Annotated in this window: 19 protein-coding genes and 1 pseudogene; 8 read left to right on the top strand and 12 right to left on the bottom strand. The window is 43.4% G+C overall.

The annotated features are described in order from the left end of the window. Positions 1-4: 4 nt before the first annotated feature. Positions 5-1,057 carry an efflux RND transporter periplasmic adaptor subunit gene (locus DS891_RS18620; protein WP_010607138.1) on the bottom strand — a complete coding sequence of 351 codons (1,053 nt, stop codon included), beginning with the start codon at positions 1,055-1,057 and terminating at the stop codon, positions 5-7. Between the two features lie 228 nt (positions 1,058-1,285). Here DS891_RS18620 and DS891_RS18625 point away from each other — a divergent pair, with 228 nt between their 5' ends. From DS891_RS18625 to DS891_RS18645, 5 genes are all read left to right on the top strand, one after another. Further along, positions 1,286-1,990, top strand: coding sequence for a DUF2982 domain-containing protein (locus DS891_RS18625; protein ID WP_017218431.1), 705 nt, complete (start codon positions 1,286-1,288; stop codon positions 1,988-1,990). 22 nt (positions 1,991-2,012) lie between these two features. Beyond that, entirely contained in the window at positions 2,013-2,345 is a 333-nt protein-coding gene (locus DS891_RS18630) for a hypothetical protein (RefSeq protein WP_102057579.1), read from the top strand. Between the two features lie 15 nt (positions 2,346-2,360). Continuing rightward, positions 2,361-4,046, top strand: coding sequence for a DUF1566 domain-containing protein (locus DS891_RS18635; protein ID WP_102057578.1), 1,686 nt, complete (start codon positions 2,361-2,363; stop codon positions 4,044-4,046). 10 nt (positions 4,047-4,056) lie between these two features. Further along, positions 4,057-4,560 (top strand): DUF1566 domain-containing protein, encoded by a 504-nt coding sequence (locus DS891_RS18640; RefSeq protein ID WP_010607142.1) that lies wholly within the window; start codon positions 4,057-4,059, stop codon positions 4,558-4,560. A gap of 178 nt (positions 4,561-4,738) precedes the next feature. After that, positions 4,739-5,509, top strand: coding sequence for a YggN family protein (locus DS891_RS18645; protein WP_174170592.1), 771 nt, complete (start codon positions 4,739-4,741; stop codon positions 5,507-5,509). On the opposite strand, the gene DS891_RS18650 is transcribed toward DS891_RS18645, so the two are convergent. From DS891_RS18650 to DS891_RS18680, 7 genes are all read right to left on the bottom strand, one after another. Further along, the gene (locus DS891_RS18650; protein ID WP_174170593.1) at positions 5,504-6,337 is read right to left on the bottom strand and encodes an amidohydrolase; all 834 of its coding nucleotides are present in this window, start codon (positions 6,335-6,337) and stop codon (positions 5,504-5,506) included. The genes DS891_RS18645 and DS891_RS18650 overlap by 6 nt on opposite strands. Positions 6,338-6,351: 14 nt before the next feature. Next, positions 6,352-7,080, bottom strand: a complete 729-nt coding sequence (locus DS891_RS18655) for an SDR family NAD(P)-dependent oxidoreductase (RefSeq protein WP_174170635.1) — start codon at positions 7,078-7,080, stop codon at positions 6,352-6,354. A 2-nt stretch (positions 7,081-7,082) separates the two neighbouring features. Then, a complete protein-coding gene (locus tag DS891_RS18660) occupies positions 7,083-7,571 on the bottom strand; it encodes a peptidylprolyl isomerase (RefSeq protein ID WP_010607145.1) in 489 nt (162 codons plus the stop codon). A gap of 101 nt (positions 7,572-7,672) precedes the next feature. Further along, complete coding sequence (locus DS891_RS18665) at positions 7,673-9,031, bottom strand: LysM peptidoglycan-binding domain-containing protein (protein WP_174170636.1); 1,359 nt, start codon at positions 9,029-9,031, stop codon at positions 7,673-7,675. Positions 9,032-9,196: 165 nt separating this feature from the next. Further along, complete coding sequence (locus DS891_RS18670) at positions 9,197-10,177, bottom strand: hypothetical protein (protein ID WP_174170594.1); 981 nt, start codon at positions 10,175-10,177, stop codon at positions 9,197-9,199. Continuing rightward, entirely contained in the window at positions 10,177-10,461 is a 285-nt protein-coding gene (locus DS891_RS18675; protein ID WP_010607148.1) for a cell division protein ZapA, read from the bottom strand. The genes DS891_RS18670 and DS891_RS18675 overlap by 1 nt, the downstream gene beginning before the upstream one ends. Next, on the bottom strand, positions 10,461-10,688 hold the full coding sequence (locus DS891_RS18680; RefSeq protein ID WP_010374211.1) for a hypothetical protein: 228 nt from the start codon (positions 10,686-10,688) through the stop codon (positions 10,461-10,463). Before DS891_RS18680 ends, DS891_RS18675 begins: the two co-directional genes overlap by 1 nt. Before the next feature lie 234 nt (positions 10,689-10,922). Between DS891_RS18680 and DS891_RS18685 the strand changes: the two genes are divergently transcribed. Together DS891_RS18685 and DS891_RS24595 are read left to right on the top strand one after the other, a co-directional pair. Continuing rightward, a complete protein-coding gene (locus tag DS891_RS18685; protein ID WP_102057574.1) occupies positions 10,923-11,765 on the top strand; it encodes a 23S rRNA (adenine(2030)-N(6))-methyltransferase RlmJ in 843 nt (280 codons plus the stop codon). Between the two features lie 384 nt (positions 11,766-12,149). Beyond that, positions 12,150-12,340 (top strand): annotated as a pseudogene (locus DS891_RS24595) (hypothetical protein). Between the two features lie 7 nt (positions 12,341-12,347). Here the strand turns inward: DS891_RS24595 and DS891_RS18690 are convergent. Both DS891_RS18690 and DS891_RS18695 read right to left on the bottom strand, forming a co-directional pair. After that, entirely contained in the window at positions 12,348-12,917 is a 570-nt protein-coding gene (locus DS891_RS18690; protein ID WP_174170595.1) for an alkylphosphonate utilization protein, read from the bottom strand. Positions 12,918-13,024: 107 nt separating this feature from the next. After that, positions 13,025-13,762: an ABC transporter substrate-binding protein gene (locus DS891_RS18695; RefSeq protein WP_174170596.1), complete on the bottom strand. Its 738-nt coding sequence runs from the start codon at positions 13,760-13,762 to the stop codon at positions 13,025-13,027. Positions 13,763-13,971: 209 nt separating this feature from the next. Between DS891_RS18695 and DS891_RS18700 the strand changes: the two genes are divergently transcribed. Then, complete coding sequence (locus DS891_RS18700) at positions 13,972-15,249, top strand: EAL and HDOD domain-containing protein (RefSeq protein WP_029215901.1); 1,278 nt, start codon at positions 13,972-13,974, stop codon at positions 15,247-15,249. A 122-nt stretch (positions 15,250-15,371) separates the two neighbouring features. Here DS891_RS18700 and DS891_RS18705 read toward each other — a convergent pair whose 3' ends face one another. Then, positions 15,372-16,856: an exopolyphosphatase gene (locus DS891_RS18705; RefSeq protein ID WP_174170597.1), complete on the bottom strand. Its 1,485-nt coding sequence runs from the start codon at positions 16,854-16,856 to the stop codon at positions 15,372-15,374. Between the two features lie 17 nt (positions 16,857-16,873). Then, a complete protein-coding gene (gene ppk1, locus DS891_RS18710; protein ID WP_174170598.1) occupies positions 16,874-18,970 on the bottom strand; it encodes a polyphosphate kinase 1 in 2,097 nt (698 codons plus the stop codon). Between the last annotated feature and the right edge of the window lie 113 nt (positions 18,971-19,083).

Here is a 19,083-nt window from a genome sequence, read left to right on the forward strand (position 1 = left end):
CGCCTTACCCCTTTATTTCAACTTTTGAGCCTGAGCGGATCTTCAGGGTGCCTTCCGTGATCACCTGTTGTCCCTCTGTAAGCCCCTCATCGATAGCTACCCAGCCGCTAAAGCGAGTTTGCAGGTGCACTTCACGTTGTTGCGCTTTACCTTGGTCGTCAATGACAAATACAAAATGCTTATCTTGTCTTGGTATGATGCTTTTTTCTGGCACCACAAGGGCTTGTAATCGAGCCAGTTCCAATCCCATGTGTAGTAGCATACCTGGGCGGAGTTTATGGTCTAGATTGGTGAAACTTGCTGTCACTCGTACCGAGCGCGTTTGTTCATTAATACGCGGGTCAATATGGGAGACCTTACCGGTAAATAGTTGCTCTGGGTAAGCTTCACTTTGTGCATTCACTTGCATACCAAGCTGTAGTTGCGCTAGGTATTTTTCTGGTACCTGAAAATCCACTTTGATGATGCTAATGTCATCGAGTGTGGTGATCACAGTATTGTTGTTTACGAAGCTACCGATAGAGATATTTCGAGTACCCAATAATCCATCGAATGGCGCATAAATGGTCATCTCGGCGAGTTTTGTTTTGGTGGCTTCCAATTGTGCCGTTAAGGTGTCAACCTTTGCTGATTGTGCTTCTAATTGAGAGCGAGCCGCCGATTGGGTTTTTGCGAGGTCTTTAAGGCGGTTTAGTTGTCTAATTTCTTCCTTTAGCGTCACTTTCAGCGCTTCGATATCGAGCTTCTCTTCGGCATCACGCAACTGGACTAGCTTGTCACCTTTTTTTACTACGTCTCCGTCATCGAAAAAGAGGGCTGCCACATAGTCGCTTTGGGCGCTACTCACGTTGATTGCTTGATTTGCTCTGGCGGAACCAATAGAGTGAACAGCAATAATACGCTCCTCTTTAGTTACGGTATGAGCTTGAACGGAGGTTACGGGTGCTGAGTTGCCACTCATTTTGCCTTCCGAGGCTGGTAAATATAAATAGCCGCTGATGACGACTAGCACTACAATGATAAAAGGAAACAGTGCTTTTCCTGATTGATGACGCATAAAAGTGACCCAGATTATAATTTGTCTCTAGTTTACAAAATTAAAGGCTAACAAAGTCGACGGCATATCCTGTAAATTTGTGCATTAAACGAAAATGTAATTCAATTTAAGTGTTTGTACCTAAATTAAATATTATGAAACGCAGTCATTCATGTAAACGATGCATCACAATACGTAAATTAGTCGCATGGGCGATCATCATGTATATCTTTTATGCTTGGTATACCCATGCTTGAAGCAAAACTACGTGCAACCGCTGACCGCAATGGCGTTGAATTTATGCTGGTTGGTGCAATTGGTTTGGTTGTTATCATGCTTTTTGTCAACTTGCGTGGTACAGCTATTACTATTGTAGAAATATTTCTTGCCAGTGCCATGTTAGTGGCTATTTTTGTTGGCTTTCTTAAAAGTCAGCAACCATATTTTAGTTTATACTTTACAGAACAAGAGTTTAGGTATGTGCATAAATATGGAGCTTGGCCGCTATCCATTGTAAACTTCCACTCCAGCGGCATTCCCAAAGTTCAACAAGGTGTTGAAACACTTGAGTTAAATGCAGTTGGTATTAAACTTAATGATATTGATGCGTTTTTATTAAATTTAACACCTCGACTTGCGGGTAAATTATTGATCGAGCAGCGGCATATTTTTTTACAAGCTGTTAAAATGCATTGCGAAAATGGCAACTGCCCATCTGAATGGTTGATAGAAGAAACCGTTTTTCGCTCCAAGGCGGGAAAAGAATATACTGGTTTAATGGCAATGTTTGCAAACCGGATGGATAATTTAAAGACAGTGACGGGATATGATTTATTGATCCCCGCGACTGCCTTAGACAGGGATATTTGGCAATTTTCAGTCATGTTAAACCGCTGGAAACTTAACCCTAAAGAGGTGGTAAAAGCATTGTTAGAAGAACAAACCACCTACTGAAGATGTAACAGGATACACCAATATGAGCTTAGAAACGGCCTATATTAAAAGTGGGCGTAATACCATTATTCACAAAGAGAAGAAGTTAGATCTTGTGATTGTAAATGGTGAAGCACACCCAAAAATCAAGGTGACTGCAAACGGCTTGGTGCCTTTTAAGGAAGAGCTGCCGAGAAATCGAAGAGAGGCTAAAGAGCGTTATTTAGAAGTCGTCCACGTTTCGAGTATTGATGTGTTTGGTGAAGTGAAGCGGTTGTTGTTTATTCAGGCTTTAGATGGTCGAGAATACAAAGTAGATTATAGTAAAGTTGGCACTAAGTTGTTTGTGCGGATACATCAAGAAAGTTATCTATAATTCAAAAGGAATAATATGAATGCATTCAAGGGAAGTTGGGTTGTACTTGCACTAATATTAACGGGTTGTGGTGGAGGCTCTGGGAGTGATGAACCGAGTCAAGTCAGTGCGTCGGTTAATGCGGGTGCTGATATCCAAGTGACCGAAAAAACAGAAGTCACCTTGAATGCTCAAGCATCACCTGCTGGCGGCACCTTTAACTGGCAGGTTATCTCTGGTGCAAACGTCAGTGAATTTCCAATTACGGAGCAACAAGCCGCTTTTGTTGCACCGGATATCAAAGCCGATGTCAATTTACTTATTCAGGTTGACTATGTTGCGCCTGATGGCAGTCTTGCAAGCGACCAAGTGACGGTTGCTATCAAATCTAACAACCAATTACCTATACCAAGTATCAGCCAAACTGCACCGGAAACACTACCAGCCAAATATAAAGATACTATTGTCCTCAGTGGCGCAGGCTCCTCCGATCCAGACGAAAATGGCCAAGTGGTTGCTTATCAATGGCAACAAGTGAGTGGTCCCACAACAATACAGCCAATTGGTTTGAATACAGCTACTTTATCTTTTGTCCACCCATTATTGGCTACCTCTCAGGCGTCAATCTGGCAGTTGACGGTTACCGATGATGAAGGCGGACAAGCCAGTACCCAGTTTACCCTCGGGCTACTTGAGAATTCGGATGTAGTAGTGGCGGATGCTGGGAGCGACCAGCAAGTGCAAGAGTTTGATGAGGTCACGCTTGATGGTTCAAACAGTGATACGGTATCTGGTCAGAAACAGTGTGTATGGCGGCAAGTGACGTCTGGCACTCAGGTAGCATTAAGTTCTGTTACCGGGTGTTCAACAACTTTTAACGCACCAGATCAAAATATTTTGTCGCAAGTGGAATTTGAGCTGACCGTTACTGACTCACAAAACCGTTCAGCTACCGACACCGTGCGCATTGATATAGAGAAAAAGCCATTAGGTAAACTAAACGACAGTGGCCAAACCGCGTGTTTTAACAATACGGATGTGATCACCTGTAGTATGACGCAGTTTACGGCTCAAGATGCACAGCGTGGGCGTGATAATTTTGCCACTCAGGTGGCGAAAGAAGGCAGTGGTCGAGCAGGTTTTGACTTTACCAAACTAAATCGCTTTGCGGATGAACTGCCTGATGACGCTACCGACTTTGCTTGCGTTCGTGATAACGTCACGGGACTTATTTGGGAAGTAAAAGAAGCGAGTTCGGGTACATTACCAAACACTTCTTCTCGCAACGCACAAAATAGTTATACCTGGTATGTTGAGGTAGATGGAGCGATTGCCGAGGGGAGTGTGCAGGCCGCAGCAAATACAACCTGCCCGCAGGATAGTCACTGTGGTATTCAAGCTTTGATTGATGAAGTAAATAACCCTGCCGTTGGAGAGCAAAGTTACTGTGGTGGTAACAATTGGCGCTTACCAACTTATATGGAACTACTTGGACTACTAGATTACGGCAGTGCAGGTACTGCGGTGATAGATGAAGCGCTTTTCCCTAACTTACCTAGCACAACAACACTTGGTCATCGCTATTACTGGACCTTGCAGTCGAGTTTAGATGGTACCGGTGGCACGCTGAGAAGGGCTTATGTTATCGACATGGATACGGGCAATGATTTTGCAGTAGAAAAGTCTAGCAGCGCATTTGTTAGGTTGGTTAGGAATCCTTAGGGAGCGTGGTATGAAAATTATTACAACTATACTATTTACTCTGTCATTCACGGCTGTTTGCCAAGCGCAAACTTGCGTTGGTACTGGCTCCAATACCAGCCGTTATACGATAAATAGCAACGGTACAGTGCTGGATAGCCAAACGGGATTAATGTGGCAGCGCTGCAACTTTGGGCAAAGTTACAACGCGACTTCTCAAAGCTGTGAAGACAATGCTCAGCAACTTACTTGGCAGCAGGCATTGGTGGTTGCCAACGAAGACCAATTTGCAGGGTTTACAGACTGGCAAGTACCTAACGTTAAAGAGCTTGCCAGTATTGTGTATCACGAGTGTGTGACTCCAGCGATAAACATAACGGTATTTCCAACGACCAAAAGTAATAATTACTGGTCTGCGACGACCCAGACTAGTCAACCTCAGTTTGCTTGGGTGTATCAGTTTGCTGATGGTAAAAATAATCCAACTATTAAAACTGCGGATGCCTTTGTCAGGTTAGTGAGATACTATCAATAGCCCTTAGTTAGTGGTATTGCTACTGCCTTTAATGCTGACGGGTATGGATCTCTAATATTGCCAGTAAGACATAGCTTGTTACTTTCATCCGTCTAAAATGGCTTTGGGATTGTTTGATCTTTTGGTACTCTCCTGAAGCACCCCTTTCCCGTCTTACGTTCTGCACACAGGAGGCCATATGAATCGATTACTCAGCGCGATAGCCTTGTCTTGTGCCGTATTGGCGTCTTCCGTACATGCAAAAAATAAGTGCGATGTTGAACTTGGGCATGGTCTTATCATCACCGACAACGAAATTCGTATCGTTGATGATGGTCAGACTCGAATCCAAATCAACAATGATAGTCAGCTCTTTATTCTAGGTCGCTGGATTGAGTTAGATCCGGAAGGGGAGAGAGTTGTGCGCGAGTACTCTTTAGGAATACGGGATACCGTTCCTGAGCTGGTAAATCTGGCAACCGATGGCGTCAACCTCGGATTGAGTGCGATTGAGCAGGTGGTTGAGGGAATGTCCGACAAAGAGCCCGAAGTGCTCAAAACGCAGTTGCAATACGTTGAACGTGCGCTGATGGATAAGTTTAAGCGTGGAGATGATTTCTTTTTTATCGCACCACAGTCACTTTCTAAAATTGATGATTTTTTTACTAAAGAGATCAGCCAAAAAATTCACTCTGCTGTTCATGGTTCGTTGGGCTCTATTTTAGTCTCTTTGGGGGATGCATTTAAATCTCGCGAAGGGAATATCGAAGATCGCATTAACGATATGGGACAACGCATGGAGATTATTTCGAAAGAGATAGATAAATCGCTGCAGAAAAAAGCCCATCAATTAGAAGAAAAAGCAGAAGAATATTGCGAGTGCTTAAACACCTTAGATCAAACGGAAGAAAAACTACAGCGCATAGTACCTGAGCTAGTTGCTTACGATCTCGTCCAGATCCGCTCATAATCCATAGCAACTTTTGGCATTGTCTCGGCTGAGTTTATGCCAAGTTGACGATATGCCTATCACGTCTAAATAATCCTGCCATATTTGCCAATAGCTTTTTTGCATAAGAGAAACCGGATAATTCGAACCTAGCATTAGGCTCTCTTCTCCCGCATGTGTGATTAAGTGAGTAAGCCACTCAGAGAGTGGGAGTGGGTTTGCTAACATTTCGTGGCCAGAGCACTTGATCATGACATTATTAAGCGCTCCAATGCGCCTTAATATATCTGTACAAGGGCTGTTAGCGTCAATAAACCCTGCATGGTTAAATACGATTTTAAGGTCAGCTTTTTGTTCTGCAAGTTGTAATAAAAGGTCGACTTTTTCGCTTTGTTTAAATTCTAATTGCGCCTCAAAATGTAGTCCGTGCTCGGCAAGACTGGTGAGATTTTTGAGCACGAAAGGCGCGGATAAACGTTGGCTATCACTGCCTTCGGTGATGTCTCTTATCGCCACGAGATGAGGATGTGCTAACTGTGCTATGGCTGCACTAAATTGCTCAGGCGTTGCGTTAATAGGGGCGTAACCGACGGCTTTAAAAGGAAAGCTGCTTAGTTCCTGATTTAACCAATGTAATTCGTTGATGGGATTGTGATTATCAAAACCGGCTTCCACATGCACCAAGGCTTCGAGTGTAAACTGTGCATGTTGGGGAAGACTAGTAAGGGTATGATTCTGCCTTATTTTTTCCAGATTAGGCCAAGCGGGCGGGTCGTGTTTGAGCCAAGAATATTGTCCTAACGCTAAATCGAAAAAGTGTAGGTGGCTATCAATAACTCTCAGACTCATCACGCATTCCTTTTTTACTGTGCAGTATAACCGCCATCAATGCTTTGTAGGCTACCTGTGATAAAGCTCGCATCCTCACTTAGCAAGAAAGCAACCAGCGCTGCAACCTCTTGCGGTTGCCCTAATCTACCCAATGGCTGCAACTGGGCTTCTTCTGCAACAATTTCTGCTTTATCAGCGCCGCTGCGCGCGCAGTAACTATCAATGGCATGATGGAATAACGGAGTTTCAATTGTGCCAGGGCACACTGCATTCGCGCGAATGTTAAATTTGGCGTAATCCAATGCTGTGGTTTTCGCCATCGAAGCAAGTGCACATTTAGAAAGGTTGTAAGCGAAAGAGTTAGGTTTACCAATAATTGCCTGATCCGAAGACATCAATACGATGCTACCGCTACCTTGTGATTTCATGCTTGGTAATACGGCTTGTATGGCAGCGTAAGCGCCTTTCACATTCAATGCAAAAAGGGCGTCAAGTGTGGCTTCGTCGGTATCTTCGATTGTTGCACTCAGATGTTTCCCCGCGTTTGAAACAAGCGCATCTATTTTCCCCGTTTCTGCGACTATATCTGCGATTGTTGCTTTTACATCGGCGACTTTACTGACGTCACAATGGCGAAAAATCCCTTGTTCACTGGGCTGAATATCGAGGTTATAAACGGTGTATTGTTGCGATAGCAGCTTGTTGACAATGGCGGCGCCAATGCCAAAGCTGCCACCGGTAACGATGGCAACTTGGTTCATCATTAGTGTCCGCAGCCGCCAGCAGCGTGTACGTGACCATGTGAAATTTCTTCTGCAGTTGCTTCGCGTACAGAAAGGATCTCAACATCAAACGTTAATGTTTTGCCTGCGAATGGGTGGTTTAAGTCGCAATCCGCATTGAAGCGTCCTACCTTTACTACTTTAACCTGATGACGACCTTGGTTTGAATCGACAATAGCAGTCATGCCTGGCTTCCAAACTTTGCTGTCACCAAGACCTTGAAGGTGCTTAATAGGGATGCGCTGTACTAGACCTTCTTGATATTCGCCATAAGCTTGCTCTGGCGTTAAGGTTACCGTAAAGCTATCGCCACCGGTTTTACCTTCAAGTTCACTTTCAAGACCAGGTAGCATGCCTTCAGTACCGTGCAGGTAGTTTAGTGGCTCGCCTTCTTTGCTTGATTCGATTTGGCTGTCACCTTCGTGAAGTGTGTAGTGAAACTCTACCACTGTGTTCTTTGCAATTTGCATAAGTAAACCTTAAATAAATAGTATTCGGTGACGCCATTTAGCATCCACCTGTAAAGCGTGTAGTTTACGTGAGTGCGCTTCTTGGACGCAAGTCTATCCCTTTAATTTGGGCTCTCACTTTGCTTTGGCTTGCCATGGCGCAGTATTGATTGGAGCGCTTCAATGCTAGAGATTGAGGAGCTAGCTGGTTGAGTCTTATTGCTTTTTGGTGCAGCAGGAGCTGGTAAAAACACCATTAACACTTTGCCAGGTTTTAATAGACTCTGCGCCGTGAGTGAATTCCAATTTAATAAATCTTTTACCGCGACCTTGTAGTGACGGCTGATAGTCCACAATGACTCGCCTTGTTTTATGGTGTGGTGATGTTCCACTTGAGGTATGGGCTTGGCTTTTATTTCTTTAATATAAGGGCTTACGTCATAGTCGATGAGTAAGTCTAACTGCTCATTACTCTCGGAAACTAATAGCTTTTCGCCAACTCGGATCAAATCAGAGCGCTTATTGTTCAGCGCTTTTAGTGCACTAACACTCATCCCCGCATTTAATGCGATGCGGTAGAGTGTGTCGTTAGCTTTGACAGTGTAGCCTTGGCTGAAGTTTTCCCTGAAAAATGCACTTTCCAATAATGCTTGCTCGGATAATGGCAATAACACTTTGTGTGGACCGTTTGGAGAGCTTCTATGTTTTAAGATCCCTTGATTGAGTGCGTATAGTTGACGCTTTTTGATACCACTGAGTTTTGCCAGTTGATTGACGTCAAATTGCTGTCCAATATCAAGTATCGACGTAGTGGCCTTGTTGGGCAAACTTGGTATCTTAAAACCCTTGGGTGAGGTTTTTAGTAAGTGGCTAAGCGCTAAGAGTTTGGGCACGTAGTCTGCGGTTTCTTTTGGTAATGTTAAGTGCCAAAAGTGGGTCGACTTTCCTGCTTTTTTATTCTTTGCGATGGCTTTTTTGACACGCCCTTCACCTGTGTTGTAGGCCGCAAGCGCGTGTAGCCAGTCACCATCAAAGCGTTCATGCAAATACAGCAAATAATCAAGCGCGGCGTCAGTCGATGCTAACACATCCTGTCGACCGTCATACCATTCGTCTTTCTTGATGCCGAAATGGTAGGCAGTGGCATCCACTAACTGCCAAACTCCAACAGCATTTTGTTGCGATTTGGCCTTTGGTCTAAAGTCACTTTCGACAAAAGGAAGTAATGCGATTTCAACAGGAAGACCTTTGCGCTCTACCTTTTTTACTACGTGATAAAAGTAGGGGGCGGCGCGCTTATTTACCACATTGAGATAATTAGGCTGTGATAAATACCATTTTATGCGCTTATCAAGCCTTGGGTGAGATGCAGTATTAAAACTGAGCTTTTGGCGTATGTGTTGCCATAAATCATCGTCTCTGAGGGGGGCTTTAACGGTAGTGGCTTTGGGTGGTTTTACCTCAACTATAGCTGGAGGCATGACTGGCTTTTCTACGGGCACTTGTGTGAGAGCCGACAAAATGGCTTGCCTACTCACTTGTGGACTGCTACTGCTTTTACACCCAGAGAGCATGGTTAGTAATATTAACCCGCTTAGCTGTATTAATACTCTGTTCATCCTTTAACTATACCGAGAGGTTAAGTTTTATTCAAAATTTCTTTGCTGCTGAAAGTGTTGCCACTGTAATAACGCGCGTTGCTGCATGTGTTTATTTGGATATAGAATGCTTATCTTTTCAACCACTTGTTGACTATCTTGTAACGCTAATAAAGCCAAAAATTGTGCTGGAGTGCTCAGCATTTCAGGACGATAGGGTTTTCCTGTTGCAGGTAATATCCAATCAAGTGCATAGCGATTAAAGCGAGCAATAGTTTGCTGCCACTGTGTAGTATGCGGTAAATGTGCAAGTGGGATCTGATCCACGCTATAACCTGCTATCAAGCCTTGATATTTTGGCAGATAAACACTGATGTCATGACCGCTAAAGCCCGTGACTTGAGTAAGCTCAACCACTACACCTCCTAGCTCCACGGTTGTAGGCGCGTTATCAATGGCTTTACTTGATGGCGCTTGTGTGGCGAGCTTGGACCACGTTGCAATCCTACTTTTTGCCAGTGCAAGTTTGGTTTGCCACTTCGTTCGTTCACTTGGTTCTAGAGACGCGATACGATTTTCACTAAGCATGACGCTTTGGTTAAAAAGCTCAAGCTGTGCGTGAAAGGCAGTCGTCAATGCGTTGGCTGATGTTGCCGTTGGGCTTAGCCATTGTAAATTTGGATAAGCATGCTTGAGTAGCACTATGCTGGTGTCTTGTTTGATATCGGCATGCAAAGAGATTACGTAACAAAGCGGAACGGTGAGGCGCTTTTCTAATTCGTGGATCAAGGCCTCTGTGGTGACAAGATCGCCATGTATGGATGCCAACAGTGCACACTGTTTGCCGATAACTAAAGCTTGATTGGGCTGTAAAGCGCTATCTTTTCCTTTGATAAAATAAACCGCGTCATTGACTTTATGGAACTGATTAGCATTGGCGGCAGTACTTTGAAAACTCGCCGCCAATAGAATGAGACCCCAAACTAGAGAGATGCTACATAAGATAGGGTTGCTCCAGTATGTCGGCATTATTCGCCTGCAGGCAGCACTAACTTGTCGATGAGCGTGGAAACGAACTCTGCGTCTTGCTGTTGCTTTGCTTCCAATGCTTGTAAATCATGACAAAGGTGTAAGGCTGCGAGTAGTAACGCATTGTGATCATTGCGAACGGTTGAGCGTTTACGCATTTCTTCTACACGTCGGTCTAAAAGCGCTACGGCGTTATGCAGCGCTTCTTCTTGATCTGGCGCACATGCAAATTGATGTGACTTGCCAAGTAACGTCACTGTTACTTGGTTATTCTGCTCAGACATTAGCTAGCCTGTTGAGTTTGCAACTTATCAAGTAGGCCAGATAAAGATGAACTAAATTCTTTTTGCTTTTCTTCGCTTTCTAGCATTTCAAGCTGTAGGGTTTCATTTTCATCGATGAGTTTTTGATTTTGTTCTTTCAGTGCCGAAACTTCCGATTTTAACTGGTTATTTTGGCTCAAAAGTTGGTCAATCAACTGGTCGAGTTTTTGGAGATCTTGGTTATTCATAAATGCGCTCATATGACTGTGATTTGTCATGCAAATGTAAAACAAAGCGGCTAAGGATGCTAGTGTTTACGCGACTTTCTGCTGATTTTTCTCAACTTTTAAGAGATAATGCCGATATTGGAATATTTTGTTCAGAAGTGATTCAGTCTAAAGTTAAAAATTGATGAATCATTGCTCAAATTTAGCTCAGGTTTATTTCACCTGTGTTGTTATTATTTTTATCAAGGCGGGGTTATGCTCAGTTACCGACATTCTTTTCATGCAGGAAACCCTGCCGATGTGATCAAACATTTAGTATTGGCAGAAGCTTTGTCATACATGGCTAAAAAAGATAAGCCGTACGATTACGTGGATACGCACTCTGGCGCTGGTTTTTTTGAGCTAGCGAGTAGTGATGCACAAAAAACTCAGGAGTATCTGCAAGGCATCGCTAAGCTGTGGGATTATTCTGGATCCGTGTCGGCAATTAGCGATTATGTTGCATTAATCAAATCATTTAACGAAGGCGATAAATTAAGCCATTATCCCGGTTCTCCTAAGGTAGCGGAGCACTTCTTACGTCGTCAGGATAACGGTTGGTTTTTTGAGCTACATCCAAAAGATCTTGAGCTGTTAAAGCAAAATACGGCACATAAAAAGTCACTGCGCGTCACTGGGAGTGACGGTTTTAAAGGGCTATTAGGATTGGTGCCTCCAGCTTCACGCAGAGCCTGCGTGCTAATGGATCCTCCTTATGAGATCAAATCCGATTATGATGTTGCGGTCAAAAGCATCATAAAAGCGCACAAAAAGTTTGATTCCGGCGTCTATATGATCTGGTATCCCGTTGTTGACCGTGAACGCATTGATGCAATGGAGTCGAGCCTGATTGAATCTGGAGTGCGTAATATTCAAGTGTTTGAACTTGCCACCCGCGCAGATACACAAGAACGAGGCATGACGGCTTCTGGTATGATGGTGATCAATCCGCCTTGGACCTTAAAGAAAATCATGGATAAAGTGTTGCCTGAGCTGGTTTCGTTATTGGCTGAGGATGATGGTGCGTTTTACCGCAGCATTCAATTAGTAGAAGAATAGTAAAAATAAACTGCTAAGCTATCTAACCTGAGGTTTGGATAAGGAATGTTCCAACTCATTGTTTCTAAAGAACAGCTTAGTTATTTCCTTTTCTAGCCAGAGAGTTTTAGGGAAAACACCGCTTCCGCGTCCTGCTCTCGCTAAGGTACCTACATCCTGTAGGCAAGGCGAATTTACGCACCAATAGCTGGCTATTGGAAGTGAATTCAACGCAGTTAGCGCTAAAACTGGCTGCTAGAAAGGCATTAATTATCCGCAGCTCAGGTTATCTAGGGCCTGTTTACCTTTCAAGTTTGTTTTTGCAGCAGTTTGATTGGTATTTGTACAAGGCAGAGCCTGCGTAGCATAGTTATTCTATGTGAGTCAGGCGATAACACAGTAGAAATGCTAATCAAGCGCTGCCCTTTGGGTTCACCTGAGTGCGCTTCGTTCATTGTTGCTCAACTTTTGCCTAGATTACTAGGCAAAAGTCGAGCGTCGCGACCAAAACACACTCAGGAGAACAAAAATCAAACAGCAAAGATCAACAGGCCCTAGTCGATAAAGTATTGAAGAGACTTAGCAGTTTATCTTAGGGCCTAGTTATTTCTTAACAAACTTCGTTAAAATAACGATGTTTTGACCTTCTACACGACCTTCAATATGCTCTGGGTTTGAAGGCGAGAGGCGAATGTTACGTACCGCAGTGCCGCGTTTTGCAACTAGGCTACTACCTTTAACATCCAAGTCTTTAATCAAAGTCACTGTGTCACCAGCGTTCAGTTTCACCCCGTTACTGTCTAGGTGAACAAGGTCGTCATCCTCTGCAAGTGCTTGATCTGCCCATGCTCGAGTCTCATCTTCTAGATACAGCATGTCTAATGCATCTTGAGCCCAACCATTATCTGGCGCGAGGCGTTTAAGCATACGGTAGGCAACAACCTGAACGGCAGGAACTTGGCTCCACATACTATCGTTTAAACAGTGCCAATGGTTGGCTTCTAAATCCTGTTGACCTTCAACCTGTGGTTTGCACTGGCTACAAAGATAAACACATTTGTCAGAATGCGCCTCGGCGACTGGTGGTACTTCGTATACTTCGAGACCATCCGTTGAGGTACATAGCTCACATTGATTGTTACTGCGCTCAGCAAGCGCGGCAGCGATAGTCATAATGATTTCCCAAGCTGTAAAAGCGCCATTATACCAAATGCGTCAATTGATGCTCAATTTATGGGAAGAATTTATGCGTATAACTTGATCTATGTCCAGAGCAGAGGTTATCTGCCACCTTTTGCGTGTATAGGTAGTTGGGAAATATACTGCTGTTCTATTTTTTCGATTTCACCTGAGAGTTTGAGTTGTGCGATAGCTTGATTTATCCGCTTAAGTAATCCTTGATGCTTAGCTAACAGGCGTAGCTGCAACATCCCTTCTGAATGTAGCTGGTTGAAGCTAAAAGTAATACCAAGTTGTTCTGACCAATATAATGCGGGTAAATCACCAATGATAATATACTCAATCCGCCGTAAGTTTAAGGCCTGAAGTAGTTCCTTTTCGGATGCGAAATCAACTCGCTCGAATAGTTGGTCATCATGGTAGTAGTAGCCTCTCACTGTGCCAACTTCGATACCCGCTAGGGTTAGTATTGGAGGTTGGGACTGACGGGTAACAACGTACTCTTTAATAGGTAGAATGGGGTCTGAATAGATAAATCTATCATCTTGCTTTTGCTGTTCGTTCAACCAATCTGGGCTGATAATATCAAAATCAATTTGCTGCTTTTCTAAATAAAAGTTAGTACGTTTAGCTGGGAGAAGTAAGTTTTCGCCTTTGATATTTGCCTTTATCAAAATGGCTTCCACCATTTCGGGTAGGATCCCGGGCGCATCTTCGCTGTGAGTAAAATAAGGGTAAAAGCTTCCCGAGCCACTTAAACTGTATTTTAAGTAGGGGACTTGTTCTGCCTTAGTCAAACCGGCAAAGGCGAATAACCAGACGATCAAAACTTGCTTCATGCACTCATCTTAGCTTAACTTTTCTTAGACAGGCAAGCCGCTGGCGTTCTGTGAATTAAAAGCCTACTCTTTATAAGGACTTAGTTTAATAAGTTGGTAACTTTTGGTTATAAGTGTTGTAAAATAGCGAAACTTTTTTATTGCTCGGGGCGTTACCATATTATACGCTCCATGATACGTGGTTTCCTTTTACTTAATAAAGGATACGAATGTTAATGAGTGGTCCGGTGACTGAAGTACGTAAATCAGCAGTGCAGTATATTGCACGACAGGCCATTTTGCGGCCAGATCAAGAAGTCTTTGCCTATGAGTTGCTTTACAGAGACTCAGATAACAATGCTTTCCCTGTAGGGGTGAGCGATGGGCAAGCGACTGGGCGAATGTTTTTTAACTCCTTAATGTTTATCGGCGTAGACCGTTTGGCCGCGGGACAGCTTGCCTTTATAAACCTATCCGACGAATCCTTGCTGCAGGAATTACCTAGCTTATTAGCGCCACAGAAAATTGTGGTGGAAATCGTTGAGCGCTCTAAAAATATTCCTTCACTGGTGAATACGGTGACTAAGTTAACAGAGAAAGGCTACCGCTTTGCGCTAGATGACTACGATGGCACGTCAAAGTGGGATCCGTTGTTACCACTCATGGAATTCGTCAAAATAGAGGTTGAGCAGCCAATTATAAAAACCAATATGACGGTAAAAAAGCTCAAGCGTCAGTATCCAGATATTAAGGTGATTGTTGAGCGTATCGAATCAAAAGAAGAGTTCGAGATCATCAAATCATCTGGAGCAGACTTTTTCCAAGGTTTCTTTTTCGCCAAGCCTGAAATGCTCAACCATGGCAACGTGGAACCGTCGAAAATGGTGGTGTTTCAGCTGCTACAAGCAACAGCAAGAAAGTCTTTATGCTTCAAAGAAATACAAACTAGAGTAAGTAAAGATCTGAGTTTAACCGCACGACTGCTAAAACTGGCGAACGCGAAAGCCGGTGAAGACAGGTTAGAAATTAAGTCTATCTCTCAGGCCGTAGTGTATTTAGGTGAAGACGCAATTAGGCAGTTTGTTAAAGTACTCGCGTTGAGCGAATTGGGTTCAGATAAACCCAGTGAGCTGACAAGAATGGGGTTAACTCGTGCCAAGTTTGTGGAAACATTTTTGATGCCAGGGGGCGAAGAAATGGCTGAAACCGGCTATTTGCTTGGTCTTATGTCCATCCTTGACGTGATACTTGATGTTGATCTTGCTGTGATAGCAGCAGAATTTTCTCTCGATGATTCGCTTTCCAGCGCGTTACTGAGTTATCAAGGGTTGCTTGGTGGAGCGCTACGTTTAGCATTCGAAATTGAGCGCAATGACTGGCGAGAAGCTGAGCTTATTTTACAAGCCATTCGACCTGCTACACCGACCAATTATCTCTATGATATGGCGCTTTCTAGTCGAGCTTATGCAGATGAAATCCTCTCTATTGTGGCAGGTGATGAACAGTAGCTCTCACCTGTCAATGTGAGAAGGTAAGTAACTTGAGCTGTGGATAATTAGCGCCTTTCTAGCAACCTGTTTCAGTTCTAACGACGTCGAATTCTCTTCCAATAGCCAACTATCGGTATTACTTATCCAAAGCTCAGGTTAAATTGAATACCTATTGTTTTTAAGTAGTTTTGTTCTTGCTCTAAATCTGCTTGAAACAGTGAATGTGATTCGAGCCATTCAGTTGCTATGTGAAGTATCAAGGCGTTATCAACAGCCGTGATGCTGAGCTCTGGAAGTTGGTCTTGTTGGCGTTTTTGGTTCACTAAAACGCTGAGACGAAACACAGCCAAAATACGGTTGAAGTGGATTAGCTCTTCTTCGATTAACTCTGTTAACTCTGGCATTTTTATCTTTTTTCGATAAAAGCGTACAAGTGCACTTAGCCTTAATTGCTGGGCTTGAGTAAAGCCTGGAAGTTGACTGTGCCTGACAATATAAGCACCGTGTTTATGCATGCCAGAAGAGTTAATGGCAAGCCCAACTTCGTGGAGTTTTGCTGCCCAACATAACATTTCGACATCATAAGAGGATAGTTGCCATTGCTCTTTTAGTTGAGTGGTAAAAAGTTTGATGGTTTCACAAATATTTTCGGCGTGTTGTTTATCAATATTATAGTGATCGCTGAACGTGTTAATTGTGCGAGTTCGAATATCAAACTCGTCGGTTTGATGCATTTCAAACAATAAACCTTCTCGCAATGCATATTCACTAAGGCGCATGCGCTCGAGTCCTAACTGTCTAAACAGTGCTATCAATACAGCAAGGCCGCCAGCAATACTGGTTTTTCGCTCCTCTGGTAGTGCTTTTAAGGAGACGTTGTCTATGTGTCCTGCATCAATAAATAACTGCTTAATTTGCTCCAAAATAGGCAGGGTAATTTCATCGGCTTGAATGAGTTCGTGAACCATGGCCGCAATCGCTTTAATGGTACCAGAAGTACCGATAACGGTATTCCAGCCGAGTCTTAAGTAGCTCGCGGTAATACTTTCAATTTGTTGTTCTGCTTTTATTTCTGCCTTTTTGAATCGTTTTGCAGATAATTTACCGTCAGCAAAGTAGGCTTTTTGCATGGTTACGCAGCCCACATTGCGACTACTTAACAGTTTGTGTGTAAGGTGCTGACCAATGACCAACTCTGTGCTGCCTCCACCGATGTCGATAACCAAACGGTTATGACTATCATGTTCATGGTTGGCGACCCCTTGGTAAATAAGACGAGCTTCTTCTTGGCCTGAAATCACATTGATTGGATATGGAAAAACTTGTTTTGCCTTCGCGAGAAAATAATTAAGGTTTTTGCAGTTTCGCAGCGTATAGGTTGCTACTACTTGCACGGACTCTTTCGGAAAATCATGTAGTGTCGTCGCAAATTGCGAGAGGGTATCTAATGCTCGGGCGATCGCGTCGTCACTTAAATTAAAATCATCATCAAGGCCCGCGGCCAAGTACACACGCTGCTTTTCTTTATGGAGGAGTTGAAGGCGACCATCTACTTCTCTTGCTACAACAAGGTGAAAACTATTCGAACCTAAGTCCACTGCGGCAATAGAAGGGTAGTCGCGCATATATTCTTCCTCAACGGTTATTCTTTCGCTTCATTTAATTGGTGTAACTCCCATTTTTTTAAATGGTCATAAATCGCGATCTGAGAGCGAATTTTTTTACGGTTACCTCGGCGAACGTACAGATTCTTCTGTTCGGCGTCAATAATTCTGGCTTTGGTGCGATCTTTAAACTGCAGTTCAATAATATCGATAATTAGTTTCTTCAAATGCTCGGCATAAATAGGCGTGCCTACTTCAACTCGGTGGTCGAGGTTACGGGTCATCCAGTCTGCTGACGAAATATACACCTTGGGGTCGCCGTTATTATCGAAAATCATCACTCGCGGGTGTTCTAAGAAACGATCGACGATACTAATGATCTTTATATTATCGCTAAACTGTGTAAGGCCTGGTACAAGGGCACACATACCTCGCACAATGAGGCGGATCTTGACGCCTTTACGTGATGCTTCGTAAAGTTTATCAACGAGCTGCTTGTCAACTAAATTATTGATTTTAATTGTTACTTTTCCTGTTCTCCCTTGCTCTGCATGAGTTATCTCTTCATCGATCAACTCTACAATTCTACTGCGTGCATTGATGGGGGAAATCATCAGGTGTTCGAATTTAAACGGTAGATAACTACTCTCAATAAAGCGAAACACGCTATCGCATTCTTCCGTAATATCGGGGTGTTTGGTAAACAGACTGAAATCAGTATAAATCCGAGCCGTTTTTTCGTGGAAGTTACCCGTTCCTATGTGTGCATATTTGACGATTTTGCCTTTTTCTCTGCGGTGAACCACACAAAGCTTACTATGGACCTTAAGCGCTGGTATGCCAATCATGACCTTAATACCGTATTCACTCATGAGTTTTGCCCACTCAATATTATTTTGCTCATCGAAGCGGGCTTTCAATTCAACCATCACGGTGACTTTTTTGCCATTTTTTGCTGCATTGATCAATGAAGCGATCAATCGAGATTGCTTTGCCACACGATAAATGTTGACCTTGATTTGCGTCACTCTGGGGTCAAACGCCGCTTGGCGGATATATTCCAGCATGTGATTGAAGGTATGGTAGGGGTAGTACAGTAAGATATCTTGAACTGAAATTGCGCGAAAGACACTGCTATATTTTGAAAAGGCTGCGCTTTTAAGCGGCGGCAGGGGCTTGTTTTCTAGATAGCCGCGACCAACATTTGGAAAAGAAATAAAATCCCGAAAATTGCGATATCTACCGCCTGGGATCATGGCATCTTGACCTGTCACTCCTAAGCGCTTTTTCATCAGCTTGATCATTTCTTCCGGCATAGATTCTTCATATACCAAGCGCACTGGTTCGGCATATAAGCGCTGTTTGAGACCTTTAGACATGGTATCTAACACGCCTTCTTCAAGCTCATCATCTAAGTTGTATTCGGCGTCACGAGTGAGTTTCATCGAATAGGCGTCAATGCGTTCAAATTTGAAGAAGCTCTTAAACACATCGGCTATAAAAAATCGAATAACGTCATCGAGCAACACAATCGTTTTATGCCGACGAGTTTTTTCTGGCGGCAGTTGGACAAAACGATTCAGGCGATCAGTAGGGACTTCCAAAAAAGCGTGATGCTGCTTTTCACCATTTAGCTCCACAAAAAGGTGGGTCATGGTGTCATTGATATTGTCTGAATAGTCCTTACTTTCGTTAATCATCATTGGCAATAGGTGAGGTAGTACTTGGTCTTTAAAATAGTTGGCTAGCCAATTCTTATGGAAATCCGATAGCGCATCCGGTTGCTTAATATGAATGTGATGCTCATTTAAGTCGATGAGGATCTGGTCATAAATAGCATTAAACTTTTTACCTAGTTCCAACACTTTCTTCTGAATGTCGGCGAGCAGTGCTTCGTCTTCGTCGAAATTCGTTTCAGGAAGGTTATTTAATAAGATACGGCGTTTTACATCTGCAACTCGTACTTGGAAAAACTCGTCTAAGTTGTTGGAAAATATACCAAGAAACCGGATCCGTTCAATGATCGGGTTGGTTGGGTCCTTGGCTTCTTGTAAAACACGTTCGTTAAAAGAGAGCCAGCTTAATTCTTTGGCAAAGTACGTGATAGTTTTATGCTCTGGAGATACGGCCTGCATGGTTCTTTCCATAGGTACAGCTTATTTTTACAGCTTAAGCAGGGTGTGTGACATAATTATGACAAACACAACGCGCCTGTCGTGTTTGTCATGTAACTATCATGAGTATAGTG

It is taken from the genome of Pseudoalteromonas sp. JC28, assembly GCF_013319255.1.
Lineage (GTDB): Bacteria > Pseudomonadota > Gammaproteobacteria > Enterobacterales > Alteromonadaceae > Pseudoalteromonas.